Source organism: Dictyoglomus sp. LHC4, from assembly GCF_055181355.1.
Map to the genome: position 1 here is coordinate 1,469,076 of NZ_CM143707.1, position 17,986 is coordinate 1,487,061.

Annotated in this window: 13 protein-coding genes and 5 tRNA genes; 5 read left to right on the forward strand and 13 right to left on the reverse strand. The window is 31.9% G+C overall.

Annotated elements, in window-relative coordinates:
• Window positions 1–67: 67 nt before the first annotated feature.
• The 4 genes from ACY3JO_RS07460 to ACY3JO_RS07475 form a co-directional block, all read right to left on the reverse strand.
• Window positions 68–143: transfer RNA gene (locus tag ACY3JO_RS07460), tRNA-Thr, on the reverse strand.
• An 18-nt stretch (window positions 144–161) separates the two neighbouring features.
• Window positions 162–238, reverse strand: a tRNA-Met gene (locus tag ACY3JO_RS07465).
• 8 nt (window positions 239–246) lie between these two features.
• Window positions 247–332: transfer RNA gene (locus tag ACY3JO_RS07470), tRNA-Tyr, on the reverse strand.
• Window positions 333–348: 16 nt separating this feature from the next.
• Window positions 349–423 (reverse strand) — tRNA-Thr (locus tag ACY3JO_RS07475).
• 165 nt (window positions 424–588) lie between these two features.
• Between ACY3JO_RS07475 and ACY3JO_RS07480 the strand changes: the two genes are divergently transcribed.
• Window positions 589–2,238 carry a S1 RNA-binding domain-containing protein gene (locus ACY3JO_RS07480; RefSeq protein ID WP_463084375.1) on the forward strand — a complete coding sequence of 550 codons (1,650 nt, stop codon included), beginning with the start codon at window positions 589–591 and terminating at the stop codon, window positions 2,236–2,238.
• Between the two features lie 54 nt (window positions 2,239–2,292).
• On the opposite strand, the gene ACY3JO_RS07485 is transcribed toward ACY3JO_RS07480, so the two are convergent.
• A complete protein-coding gene (locus tag ACY3JO_RS07485; RefSeq protein WP_463084376.1) occupies window positions 2,293–2,646 on the reverse strand; it encodes a hypothetical protein in 354 nt (117 codons plus the stop codon).
• Between the two features lie 93 nt (window positions 2,647–2,739).
• Between ACY3JO_RS07485 and ACY3JO_RS07490 the strand changes: the two genes are divergently transcribed.
• Complete coding sequence (locus ACY3JO_RS07490) at window positions 2,740–3,441, forward strand: metal-dependent hydrolase (protein ID WP_463084377.1); 702 nt, start codon at window positions 2,740–2,742, stop codon at window positions 3,439–3,441.
• A 10-nt stretch (window positions 3,442–3,451) separates the two neighbouring features.
• Entirely contained in the window at window positions 3,452–4,732 is a 1,281-nt protein-coding gene (gene serS, locus ACY3JO_RS07495) for a serine--tRNA ligase (RefSeq protein WP_463084378.1), read from the forward strand.
• Between the two features lie 31 nt (window positions 4,733–4,763).
• On the opposite strand, the gene ACY3JO_RS07500 is transcribed toward serS, so the two are convergent.
• Window positions 4,764–7,013 carry a vitamin B12-dependent ribonucleotide reductase gene (locus ACY3JO_RS07500; RefSeq protein WP_463084379.1) on the reverse strand — a complete coding sequence of 750 codons (2,250 nt, stop codon included), beginning with the start codon at window positions 7,011–7,013 and terminating at the stop codon, window positions 4,764–4,766.
• A gap of 2 nt (window positions 7,014–7,015) precedes the next feature.
• The gene (locus tag ACY3JO_RS07505; RefSeq protein WP_463084380.1) at window positions 7,016–9,631 is read right to left on the reverse strand and encodes a tetratricopeptide repeat protein; all 2,616 of its coding nucleotides are present in this window, start codon (window positions 9,629–9,631) and stop codon (window positions 7,016–7,018) included.
• A gap of 133 nt (window positions 9,632–9,764) precedes the next feature.
• Between ACY3JO_RS07505 and ACY3JO_RS07510 the strand changes: the two genes are divergently transcribed.
• Window positions 9,765–10,805, forward strand: a complete 1,041-nt coding sequence (locus tag ACY3JO_RS07510) for a 6-phosphofructokinase (RefSeq protein WP_463084381.1) — start codon at window positions 9,765–9,767, stop codon at window positions 10,803–10,805.
• A gap of 12 nt (window positions 10,806–10,817) precedes the next feature.
• Here ACY3JO_RS07510 and ACY3JO_RS07515 read toward each other — a convergent pair whose 3' ends face one another.
• Entirely contained in the window at window positions 10,818–11,270 is a 453-nt protein-coding gene (locus ACY3JO_RS07515; RefSeq protein ID WP_463084382.1) for a DUF2062 domain-containing protein, read from the reverse strand.
• Window positions 11,251–11,754 carry an HIT family protein gene (locus tag ACY3JO_RS07520; protein ID WP_463084383.1) on the reverse strand — a complete coding sequence of 168 codons (504 nt, stop codon included), beginning with the start codon at window positions 11,752–11,754 and terminating at the stop codon, window positions 11,251–11,253. The genes ACY3JO_RS07515 and ACY3JO_RS07520 overlap by 20 nt, the downstream gene beginning before the upstream one ends.
• A 64-nt stretch (window positions 11,755–11,818) precedes the next feature.
• Between ACY3JO_RS07520 and ACY3JO_RS07525 the strand changes: the two genes are divergently transcribed.
• Window positions 11,819–11,908: transfer RNA gene (locus ACY3JO_RS07525), tRNA-Leu, on the forward strand.
• 12 nt (window positions 11,909–11,920) lie between these two features.
• Here ACY3JO_RS07525 and pfkA read toward each other — a convergent pair.
• The 4 genes from pfkA to ACY3JO_RS07545 are packed head-to-tail and all read right to left on the reverse strand — an operon-like array spanning window position 11,921 to window position 17,974.
• Window positions 11,921–12,874 (reverse strand): 6-phosphofructokinase, encoded by a 954-nt coding sequence (pfkA, locus tag ACY3JO_RS07530; RefSeq protein ID WP_463084384.1) that lies wholly within the window; start codon window positions 12,872–12,874, stop codon window positions 11,921–11,923.
• Window positions 12,871–13,692, reverse strand: coding sequence for an acetyl-CoA carboxylase carboxyltransferase subunit alpha (locus ACY3JO_RS07535; protein WP_463084385.1), 822 nt, complete (start codon window positions 13,690–13,692; stop codon window positions 12,871–12,873). Before ACY3JO_RS07535 ends, pfkA begins: the two co-directional genes overlap by 4 nt.
• Complete coding sequence (accD, locus tag ACY3JO_RS07540; protein WP_463084386.1) at window positions 13,677–14,531, reverse strand: acetyl-CoA carboxylase, carboxyltransferase subunit beta; 855 nt, start codon at window positions 14,529–14,531, stop codon at window positions 13,677–13,679. The genes ACY3JO_RS07535 and accD overlap by 16 nt, the downstream gene beginning before the upstream one ends.
• Window positions 14,532–14,590: 59 nt before the next feature.
• A complete protein-coding gene (locus ACY3JO_RS07545) occupies window positions 14,591–17,974 on the reverse strand; it encodes a DNA polymerase III subunit alpha (protein ID WP_463084387.1) in 3,384 nt (1,127 codons plus the stop codon).
• Window positions 17,975–17,986 lie beyond the last annotated feature (12 nt).

The following is a 17,986-nucleotide window of genomic DNA, read 5'->3' on the forward strand; positions in this document are numbered from 1 at the left end:
TATCTCCTCCTAAAATTTGGTTTTGATTAAAAAATTAGAAATAAAATACCTACAATTATATTTAAAATGGAGCCCACGACCGGGATCGAACCGGTGACCTTACCCTTACCAAGGGTACGCTCTGCCGACTGAGCTACGTGGGCCCATTTAATATAAAAAATTGGTTGCGGGGGAGGGATTTGAACCCTCGACCTCCGGGTTATGAGCCCGGTGAGCTACCTGGCTGCTCTACCCCGCGATATTAAATGGTGGGGAGGGAGGGATTTGAACCCCCGAAGGCGTCCGCCAGCAGATTTACAGTCTGCCCCCTTTGGCCACTTGGGTACCTCCCCATATTCACACATCTCATGGAGCCGAGGAAGGGATTCGAACCCCCGACCCGCTGATTACAAATCAGCTGCTCTGCCGCTGAGCTACCTCGGCTCAATTTTTTCTTTTATAAACTTATCTCAACTGGACACTGAAAAGTATATACATAAATCAAATCTAAGTCAAGGGGCAGGCTTATTTTTTATAACAGTAATTGATGATATAATTAAAAAGGTTTTTGGTAATTTATTAAGCTATATTAAAGGAGGGATTCTATATATGGAAGAATTATCAGAAATAAAATTAGAAGAATCAGATTTATCATTAACTACAGATACTCTTGTTTATGGTGCCGTTCTAAGTGAGGATAAAGATGGAATATGGTTAGACATTGGAAAAAAATATGATGCATTTTTACCATATACTGAATTATCTAAGGAAATAAGATCCAAGATTGAGAAAAAACAGAAGGTAGATAAAATACCCGTCATTATTCGGCATATTAATTTTAAAGATGGTGTTATTTTAGTATCAAACAAAAAAGCCATAGAAAATAAAATATGGGAAGAGTTAATGTGGGCATATGAAAATGAAAAACCTATAAAGGGTAAAGTAATTGACTATCAAGATAGAAAATTTATTATTGAGATTGAAAATGAAATCACTGGAATAATACCACATAGAGAGATAGATATGTCCCCATTAAAACCTCCAAAATTTTATCTAAACAAAAAAGTGGAAGGGAAAATAGTAAAAATTAACCCGGAAAGAAAACAATTAATTATATCCGTTAGAGAATTATTAGAGAAGGAACAAGAAGAAAAAAAATTAGACCTATGGGAAAAAATTAAAAACTCTGATATAGTGAGAGGCAAGATCATAAAAGTAGAAGATGATAAAATAACAGTAGACCTTGGTTTTGGTATAATCGGAACTGTCAATTATGATGAATTATCGTGGCTCCTTATTAAAAATGTTAGGAGATTTTTTGATGTTGGAGATATTGTTAAAGCTAAGATTTTAAGGTTAAATGATGAATCAAAAACTGTAGAACTCAGTATTAAACAAACACAACCCAACCCATGGAGTGTATTTAAAGAAAAATACCCAATAGGAAGTATTATAGAAGGAGAAATAATTAAAATCACAAATGGAATTCTCGTTAAAACAGGTAATTTATTGGGGTATGTACCTCAAAATGAGATCACATGGGGAAGAATTAACGAAGAAAGAGAAAAATTTAAAGTTGGAGACAAAATAAAAGTAAAGGTATTATCGGTTGATGATGAAAGGCAAAGAATCATTTTGAGTATAAAGCAAACTGAACCCAATCCCTGGGAAGTAATTGACGACATCTTAAAAGTAGGAGAAATAACAAAAGGTAAAATCATTAATATTACAGACTTTGGGGTCTTCTTAGAAATAAAACCAGGCTTAGAAGGCTTAATTCCTAAAAAATATATCTCTTGGGAAAGAATAGATAACTTTTCAATTTTCTTTAAAATAGGAGACATAATAGAGGTTAAAGTTATAAATATCGATAAGGAAAATAGAAAACTCACTTTAAGTAGAAGAGATTTATTAAGAGATCCTTGGGAAGACATAGATAAAAGATTTAGAGAAGGAGATAACATAAAAGGAAAGATAATAGAAAAAACAAAAGATGGAATAATTGTAGAAATAGAACCAGGTATAGAAGGATTCCTACCTCAAAATCAAGTATACCTTGATAAAGAAGATAATGAAAACATTACAGATTACATAGAAGCTAAAATCATAAGAATTATTACTCAAAACAGAAAAATCATTCTTTCAAGAAAAGCATTATTAAAAGAGAGATTAGAAAAGGAAATTAGAGAACAACTAAAAGACTTTTCTCCTCCGCCTATAACATTAGGCGAAATCTTAAAGCTCAAAAATATTCAATAGCATAAATACTACCTTCCCCTCCTTTTGTTATTTTGAAGGAGGGGGGGTACTTTTTTATTTGGACATAATAATTTCTAAAATCCTTGTGATTTTTTTATCTAATAGAGCAATTTTTTGATCTAAATCTTGAAAGTTTAAGGTTGTGGATTGTTTCTCTGCTACTTTTTTAACTTCTTCTAATAAAGATGTTTCTTGTGTTCTTAAAACTCTCAACATCTCTGAAATTTCCCTTATCTCTCTCTTCAAAGCTTCTTCCTTATTGGATAATTCTTCTATTTTTTTATTTATCTCATACATCTCTGTAATTTTACCTTGGGATGAACTTAAAATTCTATATAAGAACACAAGAAAAACAATAATTATTCCAAAAATAACAAAATCTAAAATTCTACTAATATTAATCACCATTCTCCTTGTTCCCCCTCACAGACATTTTTAAATAGACTCTGAATTTTCTGTTATACTTATAAAATATATCATACAAGGAGGAAATAGTAAATAATGATATATAAGACACATTTAGCTTTAAATTACTTAGTTCTACAGACTATTCTCAAAATATCAGATGAGATGCCAGAAAAGATACTAACTCCTTGGGGTATTGGCACTATTATAGGAACAACTATTGGTACTTTTATACCAGATGTTGATGCACCTCACTCAGAAGTCTCAAAAAGACTTCTTCCAGCAAAAACACTGCTCAAATTACTCATACCTATTTTATCTGTTTTTTTCAGTTTAGCTTTATCTTTACTTATATTATATTCTAAAACTGGGTTAAACTATATATATGACGAAATAATCTTATTTTTTGTTATTTTTACAATTGTATCTATAATTTTATCTTTAGTTTTTAAGTTATTACTAAAACCCTTATTTGTACATAGAGGCTTTCTTCACAGCATATGGGGTTTATTAATTATAAACCTTTTTCTGTCTGCAATGTATATTAATAACCTTAAAAATCTTCCATTAAATTTTATAAACATGTATAATGGTTTCTATATAGGAATTAATATTGGCTATTTAGGCCATTTAATAGGAGATATGATGACATTTCATGGGATTAATCCCGTATTTCCAATAAAATGGAAAATAAGTCTGAAAATATTTCGTACAAATAGCTTAGAAGAAAAGATTTTTATGATTATCTTAATAATGGTAAACATAATCTTTTTTCTTGCAAATATTTTTAAATTTTAGGAGGTAAACCATGATTGATATCAAAACATTAAGAGAAAATCCTGATCTAATGAAAGAAAATATCCTATTAAGAAACTTAGATCCAGAAAAATATAATGTGGACTATATTTTAGAATTAGATTCCAAAAGAAGAGAACTCCAAAAAGAATTAGATAACCTAAGATCACTAAGAAATAAAATATCACAAGAAATAGGCAAAAAACAAGGTCAAGAAAGGGAAAAATTAATCAAAGAAGCTAAAGAATTAAAGGAAAAAATTGAAAAGATCGAAGAAGAGTTCAAAAATATTGAGAAAGACCTTTATCAACGTCTCTGGCAACTTCCTAATTTTCTTTCGCCAAAAGCCCCAAGAGGAAAAGATGAAAATGATAATGTAGAAATTAAAAGATGGGGTGAAATTAAAAAATTCAACTTTACTCCCAAGGATCATTTGGACTTAGGAATGATGGATGATTTATTGGATTTTGAAAGAGGTAGTAAAGTTACAGGATCAAACTTCTACTATTTAAAAAATGAAGCTGTAATATTAGAATTTGCTCTTATGCAAATGGTTATAGATACTTTAGTTCCAGAAGGTTTCAAAATATTTATTACTCCAGACTTAGCCAAAATGGAGATCATTGATGGCATAGGTTTTCAACCAAGAGGACCTGAAGCCCAAATATATAGAGTAGAAAATTTTGATTTAGGCCTTATTGCTACTGCAGAAATAACTTTAGGTGGTTACCACAAAGATGAAATTTTAGATGAGTTAGATCTTCCACTAAAATATTTAGGCTTTTCTCACTGTTTTAGGACAGAGGCTGGAGCATATGGAAGATATAATAGAGGCCTTTATAGAGTCCACCAATTTAGTAAAGCAGAAATATTTATTATATGTAGGCCTGAAGACTCAGAAGACATGCATGAATACATATTAGGATTAGAGGAAAAAATCTTCCAAAAATTAGAAATACCATATAGGGTTTTAGATATTTGCTCTGGTGACTTGGGAGCACCTGCTGCAAGAAAATTTGATATTGAGGCATGGATGCCAGGGAGAGGAGACTTTGGAGAGGTTACAAGCTGTTCAAATTGCACGGACTACCAAGCAAGAAGACTAAATATAAGATTTAGAAGAGTAACAGGAGAAGTAGAATATGTACATATGCTAAATGGTACAGCTATTGCAATTTCAAGAGCATTAATTGCTATCTTTGAAAATTATCAACAAGAAGACGGAAGCATCTTAATTCCGAAAGCTTTACAACCTTATACCTTAGGTGTTAGAGAGATTAAACCCAAAGCATAAAATAAGCCCCCTTAAAATGGGGGCTTAATTTTTAATAACACTTTGAGTATCCACAAACTCTACACGTTAAGCACCCTTCTACCATCTGTAGAGGTGCACCACACTCTGGACATGGAACTCCTGAATAGGAACTTTCCTTATCTGAAGATTTAGGTATAATTACAAAATTATTGTGAGAGGAAAAATTTACACCACCTTCTTTTAGCCCTAAATATTTTTCCAATGCTTTTGCAATAGCATCAGAACAAGAGAAGATAAAATCACCCTCTTCTGATCTTGTAGGATTAGGACATCTTATTCCCTTCAATTGTTTAATAATAGAATTTATATCTACACCACTCCTTAAGGCCAGAGAAATTAGTCTTGAGATTGCTTCAGTTTGAGATGCTGCACACCCTCCTGCTTTACCTAAGGTTGAGAAAACTTCACATATGCCAAATTCATCTTCATTCACCGTTACATATAGATTACCACAACCAGTCTTTATTTTTATTGTTGCACCATGAGTTATATTTGGACGTGGACGTGGTTTTACTTTATGTTCAGTTCTGTCCTCTCTTTCCTTTTTCATTTCTACACTCAAAACTTGTTCTGTTCTTGATTTATCCCTATATACAGTTATTCCTTTCAAACCTAACTCATAAGCCATTAGATAAATTTTTTTTATATCATCTTTGGTAGCTGATTGCCTTAAATTTACAGTCTTTGATACCGCATTATCTACATATTTTTGAAATGCAGCTTGCATTAGAACATGATCTTCATAATCTATATCCAATGCTGTAACAAACAATTTTCTTATCCTCTCTGGTATCTCTTCCATATCTTGAATAGTGCCTTTTTCTAATATCTTTTCTATTATTTCATCTGAATATATCCCTTCCTTTATTAATGCTTCTTTAAACAAAGGATAAATCTCATTCCATTCCCCTAAGCTCACCTTTCTTTTATATGCCAAAGCAAAAATAGGCTCAATACCAGAAGAGGCATTAGCTATTATACTAATACTTCCCGTAGGAGCAATAGTAGTTAGAGTAGCATTTCTTAACCTTAAACCTATATCCTTATAAATACTCTTTTCCCAATTTGGGAAAACTCCTCTTTTTTCTGCAAGATTTAGAGAAGCATTTCTTGCTTCATCAAGGATAAACCTCATAATTTCTTCCGCAATATCTCTTGCTTTCTGAGTATTATAAGGAATTTCAAGAAGAGTCAAAAGGTCATAAAAACCCATAACACCAAGTCCAATTTTTCTATTAGCTTTTGTAATCTTTTCTATTTGCTTTAAAGGATATGTATTAGCATCAATAACATTATCTAAAAAATGAACTGCCTTGTGTACTGTTTCTCTTAATTTATCCCAATCAATCTCATTCTTCTCACCATTACTCCTAATCATTTTACCAAGATTTATAGATCCCAAATTACAAGATTCAAAAGGAAGTAAAGGTTGCTCACCACAAGGGTTTGTAGCCTCAATTTCTCCAACTCCAGGCGTCGGATTTTTCCTGTTAACTTCATCAATAAACACTACCCCAGGTTCCCCATTTTTCCAAGCCTGTTCTACAATAAGATCAAATATTTCTCTTGCTTTTACTTTTTTAACAACTTCTTTGTTTCTTGGATTTATTAATTCAAAATCGTCATCCCTCAAAACAGCTTCCATAAATTTATCTGTAATAGCAACAGATATATTAAAGTTTGGTAGCAACCCTTCTTTATCTTTACAAGTAATAAATTCAAAAATATCAGGATGATCAACTCGAAGAATTCCCATATTTGCGCCTCTTCTTACACCACCCTGCTTTATTGTATCTGTCGCTGCATCATAAACCTTCATAAAACTCACTGGCCCAGAAGCAACACCTCCGGTTGTTCTAACAATATCCCCCTTAGGACGAAGGCGAGAAAATGAAAATCCAGTACCTCCTCCAGACTGATGTATTAAAGCTGCATACTTCAATCCCTCAAATATACTCACTAATGAATCCTCAATTGGTATAACAAAACATGCTGATAGTTGTCCTAATGGCCTACCAGCATTCATAAGTGTAGGCGAATTAGGAAGAAACTCTAAAGAAACCATCACATCATAAAATTTTTCTTTTGTTTCTTCCCAATTAGCGTTAGAGTCATAAATAAGATCTATTTTAGCAATACTTTCAGAAACCCTCTCAAACATCTCTTCTGGAGTCTCAATAACATTTCCATTTTCATCCTTTTTGAGATATCTCTTCTGTAATATATTTAAAGCTTGCTCAGTTAATTCTACTTTCTTCATTTTTAATTACTCCCTTTCCCTTTAAGTTTTTCCACTTCATCTAATAGACTCTTTAAAGATTCATCGTTAGGCTTATATTTAAGTCCATCCTTTATAATTTTTTTAGCCATATCTACCTTTCCTTTTTGTATTAAAACATAAGCAAGATTAGAATAAGCCTGAATATAGTCAATTTTAGTATTTATTGCTTTTGAAAACCAATACTCAGCATTATCATAATCTCCCAACATATAATAACAAACCCCAATATTATTCATAGCCTCAAAAGAGTTAGGATTTACCTCCAATGCTTTCTCGAAAAACTCTATGGCTTTCTGATAATTTTTATTATTGTAATAATCAAGACCTCTTTGTACTAAAACCCTATCGTTTAATTTTATTTGGGGTAAAGATTTTTTGACTCCCTGAGCCTCGTAAACTTTCTTTAAAAGGGCTAAAACTTTATCGTCATAGGGATCATAAGATAGTGCTTTCAATAATAATTCCTCAACCTTTTTATAATTTTTCAATTGATAATAAATTAATCCTAAATTGACATACAAATCCTTACTGTCCGGCTTTTGGTTAAGGAGATTTTCATAAATATTCTTTGCTTCTTCATATTTTTCTTTCACATAGTAGTATTGTGCCATATAATTCAACGCTTCTTCATGATTAGGATCTATCTCTAATATCCTTTTTGCAATTTCCAATGCTTTATTCTGATCTTTCAAATCAAAAGAATATAATCTCATCAAATTTTCCATAGGCGGTATTGAATATTTATCATAGGATAGAGCTTTATATGAACTTTCTTCAGCTTTGTATATTAAACTTTTATCCTTTTCTCCTAAATAATGATAAGACTGTGCATAAAATGCTCCTACAAGATTATATGTTAAAGATCTGTAATATGCATTTTTAAGCATACCTTCAATATGATATAAACCTCTATTAAAGGCATAATTTTTATCATTTTCATTAGTAGTAGCTCCCATTATATTTAAATAGGCCTTTACTGCTGCTTCTCTAAATGCTGATTCTTGAGGACGAAGTCTAATTGCTTCCTCAAATAAAGCTGATGCCTTTCCTGCATCTCCTGAGACAGAATAATCCAAACCGAATCTATAAAACACCTCTGCTCTGAAAAATCTTGCTGATATATAAATGCTAAACAAACTAATAAAAGTAAACATAATAAATAGAATACTTTTTAACATATGAGACAAATTCCTCACATCTATCTTCCATACTTTATCAGAATCATAAAATTTATAGGATAGAAGTATAAAAGCAGTAAGAGACCAAAAATAAAGATATGTAGCTGATAATCCAAAAAGAACCAAACTTTGGATGATAAAACCAATCCATCCTGAAATAACCCCTAAATATAATATCCTCTCTGAGTTAGGAATTTTATCAATCATGTAAACACCATTCCTGAAAGTATTTATTAATATCATACAAAAAGATATAAGGCCAAAAATGCCAAGAGGAAATAGAATATCAAGAAATTCATTATGTTCCCTATCTGGATATCCTTTACCCCGATCATATCTTGCAAGATCTAAGGATTTATATAGAGTAAAATTGAAAGAGAAAGTTTCAGGACCAAGTCCTATCAGTAACCTCATTGATTTTAAAATTTTATCCGTAAAAAGATTAATACTATCTCTCCACGTTAATATACGAGGATTTGATTGTGTAACGCCTAATCCTACACCAATACTTTGGAATCTTTCCTTTAGCGAGAAAACTCCTAAATTTTGTCTTTTTATATAGTATTCTTGTTCTGTAAAATAGAAGATTCCTATTGTAAATATCATTCCTACGATTAGCAATATTGTGATTAAAGAATTTTTCTTTATAAAATTTCTATTTCTTAAAAACATATATCCATAATAGAATACCAGAGATATAATGAAGGCTATCCAGGAACCACGAGTATAACTACCTAATAAAACCAAAAAAGAAGAAAGAAAAATTAGGAGATATAATATTTTTGAATAGTATTCTTTCGAGGTGTAAATCTTGGACAAAATAATAGGAATAACCATTACTAAAAAATGGCCTAAAAAGTCAGCATGCCCTAAGGTAGAAATAATTCGTGATTCAGTTCTAACCTTCTCAAACCAAGGCATCAATCTGTATATCTGTAAAATTCCAACAAAAGTTACAATAACTGTGGAGAAAATTATTGCCCAGAAAAAATAGTTTTGTTCTTTTTGAGAATCAACCACATCATAGATAAGGAAAAAAATAACAAAATAAAAGAAATAGCTAAGAAACCCCATCTGTCTCATATAGGAACCAAAAAAGCTTAGATAAAAATTAGTTGAAAAAATTGTAGATAAAATCCAAGAAATTAAGAATAAAAAAACCCATATAGAAAAACTCTTAGGAGGTAGTATAAATTCTCTTTTTCCTAAAATTAACCACAGACAGATAAGAAATAGAGCTAAACTCCCTAATATTCTTATTAATGTTACCTTAGGTAGCTCCGAAACATCGTGTATCCGCAAAAAATGTGGTTGAGTAATAGGTACTAAGAAAATTAATAATAACAAAGATGCAAAAATAAAGAGTCTAAGATAATGATCAGTATACTTCTCTTCAATCTTATTAACTTTTTTCTTCATCCTAACTCTCCCTCATATATATTAATTTTAACGATGGTAATAAAGTCTAACAAGGGTTAAAAACCTTGTCAATTTTTCTACTTAATAATAAAATCATAATAAGCATTAAAATTTGACAAAAGGAGGATGAAAAATGAGTAAAAAACGTATAGGTGTACTTACTGGTGGTGGAGATTGTCCAGGCCTTAACCCAGCTATACGCGGAGTAGTTATGAGAGCTTTAGATTATGGAGATGAAGTTATAGGACTAAAATACGGTTGGGCTGGTCTTATTAAAGCAGATGCTGTACCCTTAAAATTAGAAGATGTGGAAGATATATTAGAAATTGGTGGAACTATATTAGGTAGTTCAAGAACAAACCCATTTAAGAAGGAAGAGGATGTACAAAAATGCATCGAAAGTTTTAAGAAACTAAATTTAGATGCCCTAATAGCTATTGGAGGAGAAGATACCCTGGGAGTAGCGTCTAAATTTAGCAAACTTGGACTTCCCATGATTGGAATTCCAAAAACAATAGACAAAGACTTAGAAGAAACTGATTATACACTTGGTTTTGATACAGCAGTAGAGGTGGTAGTAGATGCAATTAAAAGATTAAGAGATACTGCAAAATCTCATGCAAGAGTAATAGTAGTTGAAATAATGGGTAGACATGCTGGATGGCTTGCTCTTTATGGAGGATTAGCAGGTGGAGCAGATTATATTTTAATTCCCGAAGTAGAACCAAATCTTGAAGAACTATATAACCATATAAGAAAACTATATGATAGGGGTCATACATATGCAGTAGTAGCCATAGCAGAAGGTGTACAGCTACCTGGTTTTACATACCAAAAGGGTCAAGAAGGAATGGTCGACGCTTTTGGACATATAAGATTGGGCGGAGTAGGTAATGTCTTAGCAGAGGAAATCCAGAAAAATATTGGAATAGAAACAAGAGCTGTAATACTTAGCCATCTTCAAAGAGGAGGAAGTCCTTCTATTAGGGATAGAATCTTAGGATTATTACTTGGTAAAACAGCAGTTGATTTAGTACACGAAGGTAAATCTGGTTACTTTATTGCAGTGAAAGGAAGTGAATTAGTACCAGTAGATATTACATTAATTGAAGGAAGAACTAAGAATGTTAATCCAGCATTTTACGAAAGTGTAAAAACATTCTTTAATAAATAAAAAAAAGACTTTTTAGGAAGAGGGGGGTTTTACCTTCCTCTTCCTTTTTCTATATGTGATTATAATATCTTTCACAACAAAATAAGATAAAATTGAAAATAAAATTGATATAATAAGATTTCCTAAAAGATATTTTAGAATAAAAATTTTTGCACCTGTTCTTTCTAATCCACGCCATCTAACTTTTCCTGTTGTTATAAAATCTCCTAATATATAACTCAATGTCCAAAAAAAGGGAGACGTAAAGTAGTTCATTATGAATGTTCCTAAAATGCCCGCAAGATAATTAAGTTTAAATATGCAACAAATAAAAATCATTATAATTCCACCCAATCCAAAAGTAGGAAAAATTCCAATAAACACTCCTATACTAAAGCTTAAAGCTATTGTTTCTGGCGTATCTTGAATTCTTACAAGCTTTAAATAAATATATCTCAGAAATCTCTTAATACTTCTTTTTTTCATTATAGATTTTTTCAATGGCAGACTTTAATTTTTTATATGTAGATGCTAAATCCTCTGGTATTACTTTAGTATCACCTATAACTACCATAAAATTTGAATCACCATTCCATCTTGGAACAACATGTAAATGTAAGTGCTCTGATATACCTGCACCAGCTGCCTCTCCTATATTCATACCAATATTAAAACCATGAGGTTTCATAATATTACTTAATGCCTCGACAGATACCTGCAGTAGAAACATCATTTCTTGTAATGTTTCTTTATCAAGAGATAAAATATCATTTGTATGTTTATAAGGTACTATCATTAAATGTCCATTATTATAAGGATATAAATTTAGGATTATGAAATTATATTCGCCTCTCAATAATATGTAATTCTCTTCATCTTTACTTTCCATAGGCTTTGTACAAAATATACAGTCCTTTGATTTTTCAGCTGTAAAATATTTTATCCTCCATGGACAAAAAAGTCTTTTCATCTTCTCTCTCCTTCCTTTACACTTGACAAAATATAGCCTTAAAAGTTAATATTTATAAAAAAGTGCCGAAGTGGCGGAATTGGCAGACGCGCCAGACTCAAAATCTGGTGGGTGGGTGACACCCGTGCCGGTTCGACTCCGGCCTTCGGCACCAAAATTTTTAATCTTACCATATCTTCTCCATCTCCCAATACAATTCAGAAGGTACTCCTTTCTTATTATTTATTACATCCTCTAAAGGGACAGAAACAGTAGTATTTTTTTGCCATCCTATCATTACTCCCGAAAACCCATTCATGAGGACTTTCACAGCTTCCACACCCATAAAAGTTGCAATAGTCCTATCTAGTACTGATGGGGATCCTCCTCTTTGTATGTGTCCAAGTACGACAATACGAGTAGGTATACCTATCCTATCTTCAATTTGTTTTCCAATAAAATAAGCACTTCCAACTCCCTCTGCAACTACTATAATATTATGTCCTTTATTCCTTTTTTGTCTTTCTTTTAATTTTTTTGTAATATAAGGAAAATCTATAGGAACCTCAGGAATAAGCACAATATCCGCACCACTAACTAATCCAGCAACAAAAGCTATATATCCACACTCCCTACCCATAACTTCTATAACAAAAGTCCTCTCATGAGCAGCAGCTGTATCCCTTATTTTATTTATAGCATCAATAACATTATTACACGCAGTGTCAAAACCTATTGAAAAGTCAGTTCCCCATATATCATTATCTATACTTCCTGGAATTCCTACTACTTTTATACCTCTCTTATATAGCTCAAAAGCTCCTTTAAGAGAACCCTCTCCACCAATTACAATTAAACCATCTATGTTTTGATTTTTTATGTTCTCTATAGCTTTTAAAATACCTTCTTCCTTTTCAAAATCCTTTGATCGAGCAGTATGTAAAATCGTTCCACCGCGTTGAACAATTTCACTTACATCATCTCTCCCAAGCTTTCTAAAATCCCCTTCTATTAAACCCTGATATCCCCTTTCAATCCCTATAATTTCTAAATTTTTAGATAATCCATATCTAACAATAGCCCTAATTGCAGAATTCATTCCAGGTGCATCACCACCACTGGTAAGTACACCTATCTTCATTTTTCTTTTTCCTCCTCTTGAAATCTTCCATAATTTCTTAACTTCAACCATCTTTCTTCTAATAATATTTTTACATCCTTCTCTTTCAACCTTTTTAATACCCTCTTTAAAGCTGATCTCAAATTATTAATTGTCCCTTCAAAATCCTGATGAGCACCCCCATTAGGCTCTGAAATTATCTCATCAACAAGACCTAACTTATAAAGATCTTCAGCAGTAATCTTAAGAGCCTCAGCAGCCTCAGGAGCTTTAGAAGAATCCCTAAACAAAATTGATGCGCAACCTTCTGGAGATATTACTGAATAATAGGCATTTTCAAGTATCATTATATAATCTCCAACCCCTATTCCTAATGCACCACCACTTCCACCTTCACTTAAAACTACTACTATTATTGGAGTTTTTAATATAGACATTTCTTTTAAATTTTGAGCTATTGCCCAAGCTTGGCCTCTTTCTTCAGCCCCTATACCTGGATATGCTCCTGCTGTATCAATAAAGGATATTACTGGTAAAGAAAATTTCTCTGCCATCTTCATAATTCTTAAAGCTTTTCTGTAACCTTCAGGATGGGGCATACCAAAATTCCTTTTCATCTTTTCTTGAACAGACTTCCCCTTCTCTTGACCTATAATTACCACACTTTCATCATTAAAAGTCCCTAACCCTGCAATGATTGCAGAATCATCACCATATAACCTATCTCCATGTAATTCAATAAAATTGTCAAACAATGCATCTAAAAAATCAGAAAAGGTAGGACGGTTTGGGTGTCTTGCAAGAAGTATTCTCTCCCAAGGCGTTAATCTTCTTTCCATGATTTCCTCCTAAGATGAGTCAATATTATAAATAAAGTATTTTTAAGTTTCTTCCTTTCTACTACTAAATCGACCATACCATGCTCTAATAAAAACTCTGACCTTTGAAATCCCTCTGGAAGTTTCTGTTTTATTGTTTGTTCAATAACTCGAGGCCCTGTAAAACCAATTAGTGCACCTGGTTCAGCAATAATTACATCTCCTAAGGAACCAAAACTTGCCAAGACACCTGCAGTTGATGGATGGGTTAACACATTGATATATGGTATTTTAGCCTCACCTAGCCTTGCAATTGCAGCACTTGTTTTTGCCATTTGAAATAAAGAAAAAAGTCCTTCTTGCATTCTTGCTCCTCCTGAAGATATTACACTAACCACAGGTATTCTGTCTCTTAATGCTCTTTCAATTGTTCTCACCACTTTTTCTCCTACAACTGACCCCATGCTGCCCCCAATGAATCTAAAATCCATCACCATTATATGAACAGGAATTCCATTAATCTCCCCTTTACCAACAATAATGGCATCTTTTAAACCGGTAGCTTCTTGTGCCTCTTTTATTCTTTGGGTATAGGGTTTTGTATCTATAAAACCGAGTATATCAATAGGTGAAATATGAGCATCAAATTCCTCAAAAGTGCCATCGTCAATTAAAAGATCTATGCGCTCGTATGAGGTTAACTGATCATGATATCCACATTTTATACATACTTTTAGATTTTCATACCAATCCTTGGAATAGATGATTTGAGAACATTGAGGACATTTAATCCATAAACCATCGGGAATATCTCTAAATTTATCTTTGTTTTCATTTCTTCTTAGAAAATCCCTAAACATTTCCCCTCCCTAAAATTTTAATTTTTGATTATTTTACCATACAAAGTTATTTTATCTAATTACAGATCTTTTATATGTCTTAGTTCAAAAGTAACACCAAACTTAAAAAGCAGAATTAAATCTTTTTTAATATCCTCATTCCATTTAATCCAAAATTCAGGTGATATTAAAATTTTTTCATTATCAACCTTTATTATCACAGGCGTTAATCCTTTTCTATTTTTTAATATCTCCCTAATTTTATAAATCAACTCATACGTTCTATTCGCGTTTAAATTAATTAAAAGAACATTTCCATCCAATTCACCTACTTGTTCTACCATAATTTTTACTTTTTCTTCATTTTCATCTTTATCTACTTCTAACTTACCTCCTACCACAACTCTCTTACCTTCTTGTAAAACATCCTTAAAATTGTTATAAATAGAAGAAAAAACAGTTATATCAGCTTCACCTGTGTAGTCTTCTAATGTAGCAAAAAGCATTTTTTGGTTCTTTCTATCTAAAATTTCCCTAACATTCTTAAGAATCCCAGGCATGATAATCCAGCTTCCAGATTCCACATCTACCAACTCATCAATAGTATTTTCAAAGAGTTTTTGTGATATTTCTCTCAATTCTTCTTGAGGATCATAGGAGACATAAAGACCTAGCATCTCTTTTTCCATCTCCATTAATTCTTCCACAGTAAATTCTTCAGTATTAATAATCATTGGATCTTTAATTAATTCTATAGTATCTATTAAGGATGCTTGTGTAACTGGCACCTTTTTAGTCGATTGTACTGAATCTAAAAGCTTATCAATATTTTCAAGTAAAGATCTTCTAGTTAATTCAAAACTATCAAAAGCACCACTTTTTATCAAGCTTTCTAAAGTTCTTTTATTAATCACTCGAGAATTCAATCTTTTAACAAAATCTAAAACAGACTTAAATTTACCATTTTCTCTCTCATTTACAATCGCTATAGCAACTCCCTCACCCACATTTTTTACAGCAGAAAGTCCAAATCTTATTCCTTCATTTGTAACTGTAAAATGAACCATACTTTCATTTACATCTGGGGGTAGAATTTTAATACCCATTCTTTTAGCTTCTGCTATATATTTACTTAACTTTGAAGTATTATTCCTCACACTTGTTAATAATGATGACATAAACTCCTTTGGATAATAAACTTTAAGAAAAGCAGTTTGATAAGACACATAGGCATAAGCTGCACTATGAGATTTATTAAAACCATATTCTGCAAATTTTGCCATATCCTCAAATATATCCTTAGCTACCTCTTCCGGAATACCTCTCTCTTTTGCACCTTTAACAAATATCTCTCTTTGCTCTTCCATAACTTCTGGCTTCTTTTTACCCATAGCCCTTCTTAAAACATCAGCTTGTCCTAATGAAAATCCTGCCAATTTATGAGCAATTTCCATAACCTGTTCTTGATATATAATCACACCATAGGTTTCTGAAAGAATAGGTTCTAAAGAAGGATGCATATATTCTACTTTTTCTTCTCCTCTCTTTCTCTTTATATAACTTTCTAATCTTCCTAAAGGACCAGGCCTATATAAAGCTAATACTGCTATTAAGTCTTCAAATTTTTCTGGCTTTATTTCTCTTAAAAGATTTCTCATTCCTCTACTTTCTAATTGAAAGACCCCTATTGTCTCACCTTTCTGCAACAATTCATAAACCTTAGGATCATCCAGTGGTAAATTATCTATATCTATATCAACCCCATAATTTTCTTTTATCTTTTTCAAAGTATCATAAATTACAGTAAGAGTTCTTAAACCAAGAAAATCCATCTTTAATAGTCCAAGTTCTTCTAAATTTGTCATAGGAAATTGAGTTACAATTTCACTGCTATTCATTACTTGGAGAGGCACATACTCCATTAGTGGATCCTTAGAAATAACTAAACCAGCAGCGTGTACTGAAGCATGCCTTGCGTGTCCTTCAATCCTTTTTGCAATATCAATAATCTTTTTAGCTTGAGCATTATTTTCGACAAGATTTTGTAATTCTTGTGAACTTTGTAAAGCTTCTTCTATACTAATGTTTGGAGGTATTAATTTTGCAATTCTATCTACTTCGTTATAAGGAACATTTAAAACTCTACCCACATCTCTTACAGATGCACGAGCTGCCATAGTACCAAAAGTAATAATTTGAGCCACATGTTCTTTACCATATTTATTTCTTACATAATCAATAACTTCTTCTCTTCTTTCAAAACAAAAATCAATATCAATATCAGGCATTGTTATTCTCTCAGGATTTAAAAATCTTTCAAATATCAATCCCCATCTTGTAGGTTCAATATTTGTAATACCTAAAACATAGGAAACCAAAGATCCTGCAGAAGAACCTCTTCCAGGACCTACTGGAATCCCTTTACTCTTTGCATACCTTACAAAGTCCTGTACAATTAAGAAATATCCAGAAAATCCCATTTGTTTTATTACTGAGATTTCATATTCTAATCTTTCTCTAATATGATTTGGAATATTATCTCCAAATCTTTTTCTTGCCCCTTCCCAACAAAGTCTTTCAAAATAAGAATCTAATGTTTCACCTTCAGGTACCTCAAACACTGGTAAAATAACCTTGTTTAAAGGTAGTTCCAAATTACATTTTTCTGCAATTTTTACTGTGTTTTCTAAAGCTTCAGGTATACTTTTAAAAATTTTAGACATCTCTTCTTCTGATTTAAAATAAAATTCATTTGTTTTAAATCTTAACCTATCTTTGTCGTTTAATTTAGATCCTGTTTGAATACATAGGAGGATATCATGAATCTCAGCATCTTCTTTATTTAAATAATGTACATCATTAGTAGCTACAAGAGGGATGCTAAATTCCTTAGACAATTCAATTAATTTTTCATTAACATATTTTTGTTCTTCTAAACCATTATCCTGAAGTTCCAAATAGAAATCTTCTCCAAATATATCTAAATACTCTTTTATAGCTTCTTTTGCTTTGTCTATTCTGTTATTTAGGATGTAAGTAGGAACCTCTCCAGCAAGACAACTTGTAAGAGCTATTACTCCTCTTGAATATTCTCTCAGAAGTTCTTTATCAACCCTTGGTTTATAATAGAAGCCCTCTATAAAAGATAAGCTAACTAATTTAGTTAAATTTTTATAACCCTCAAAGTCTTTTGCAAGAAGAATTAAATGAAAAAGATCTCCTCTTTGGCCTTTTTTCTCAAAGCGTGAATCTGGAGTTACATATACTTCACAACCAATTATAGGTTTAATTCTCTTCTCTTTCGCTATTTTATAAAAATCAATAACACCATACATCACACCATGGTCTGTTAAAGCTACAGCAGACATGTTAAAACTAACAGCTTTTTCCACCAATTCATCAAGCTTACAGGCACCATCAAGCAAACTATACTCTGAATGTACATGGAGATGTACAAATCCCATACATATCACCAA

Excerpts from the sequence above, each read along its gene's own strand:
- ACY3JO_RS07520 (WP_463084383.1), bottom strand. The coding sequence starts at position 11,754 with ATGAAAAGACTTTTTTGTCCATGGAGGATAAAATATTTTACAGCTGAA.
- ACY3JO_RS07515 (WP_463084382.1), bottom strand. The coding sequence starts at position 11,270 with ATGAAAAAAAGAAGTATTAAGAGATTTCTGAGATATATTTATTTAAAG.
- ACY3JO_RS07545 (WP_463084387.1), bottom strand. The coding sequence starts at position 17,974 with ATGGGATTTGTACATCTCCATGTACATTCAGAGTATAGTTTGCTTGAT.
- accD (WP_463084386.1), bottom strand. The coding sequence starts at position 14,531 with ATGTTTAGGGATTTTCTAAGAAGAAATGAAAACAAAGATAAATTTAGA.
- ACY3JO_RS07485 (WP_463084376.1), bottom strand. The coding sequence starts at position 2,646 with ATGGTGATTAATATTAGTAGAATTTTAGATTTTGTTATTTTTGGAATA.
- ACY3JO_RS07490 (WP_463084377.1), top strand. The coding sequence starts at position 2,740 with ATGATATATAAGACACATTTAGCTTTAAATTACTTAGTTCTACAGACT.
- ACY3JO_RS07535 (WP_463084385.1), bottom strand. The coding sequence starts at position 13,692 with ATGGAAAGAAGATTAACGCCTTGGGAGAGAATACTTCTTGCAAGACAC.
- pfkA (WP_463084384.1), bottom strand. The coding sequence starts at position 12,874 with ATGAAGATAGGTGTACTTACCAGTGGTGGTGATGCACCTGGAATGAAT.
- serS (WP_463084378.1), top strand. The coding sequence starts at position 3,452 with ATGATTGATATCAAAACATTAAGAGAAAATCCTGATCTAATGAAAGAA.
- ACY3JO_RS07480 (WP_463084375.1), top strand. The coding sequence starts at position 589 with ATGGAAGAATTATCAGAAATAAAATTAGAAGAATCAGATTTATCATTA.
- ACY3JO_RS07500 (WP_463084379.1), bottom strand. The coding sequence starts at position 7,013 with ATGAAGAAAGTAGAATTAACTGAGCAAGCTTTAAATATATTACAGAAG.
- ACY3JO_RS07510 (WP_463084381.1), top strand. The coding sequence starts at position 9,765 with ATGAGTAAAAAACGTATAGGTGTACTTACTGGTGGTGGAGATTGTCCA.
- ACY3JO_RS07505 (WP_463084380.1), bottom strand. The coding sequence starts at position 9,631 with ATGAAGAAAAAAGTTAATAAGATTGAAGAGAAGTATACTGATCATTAT.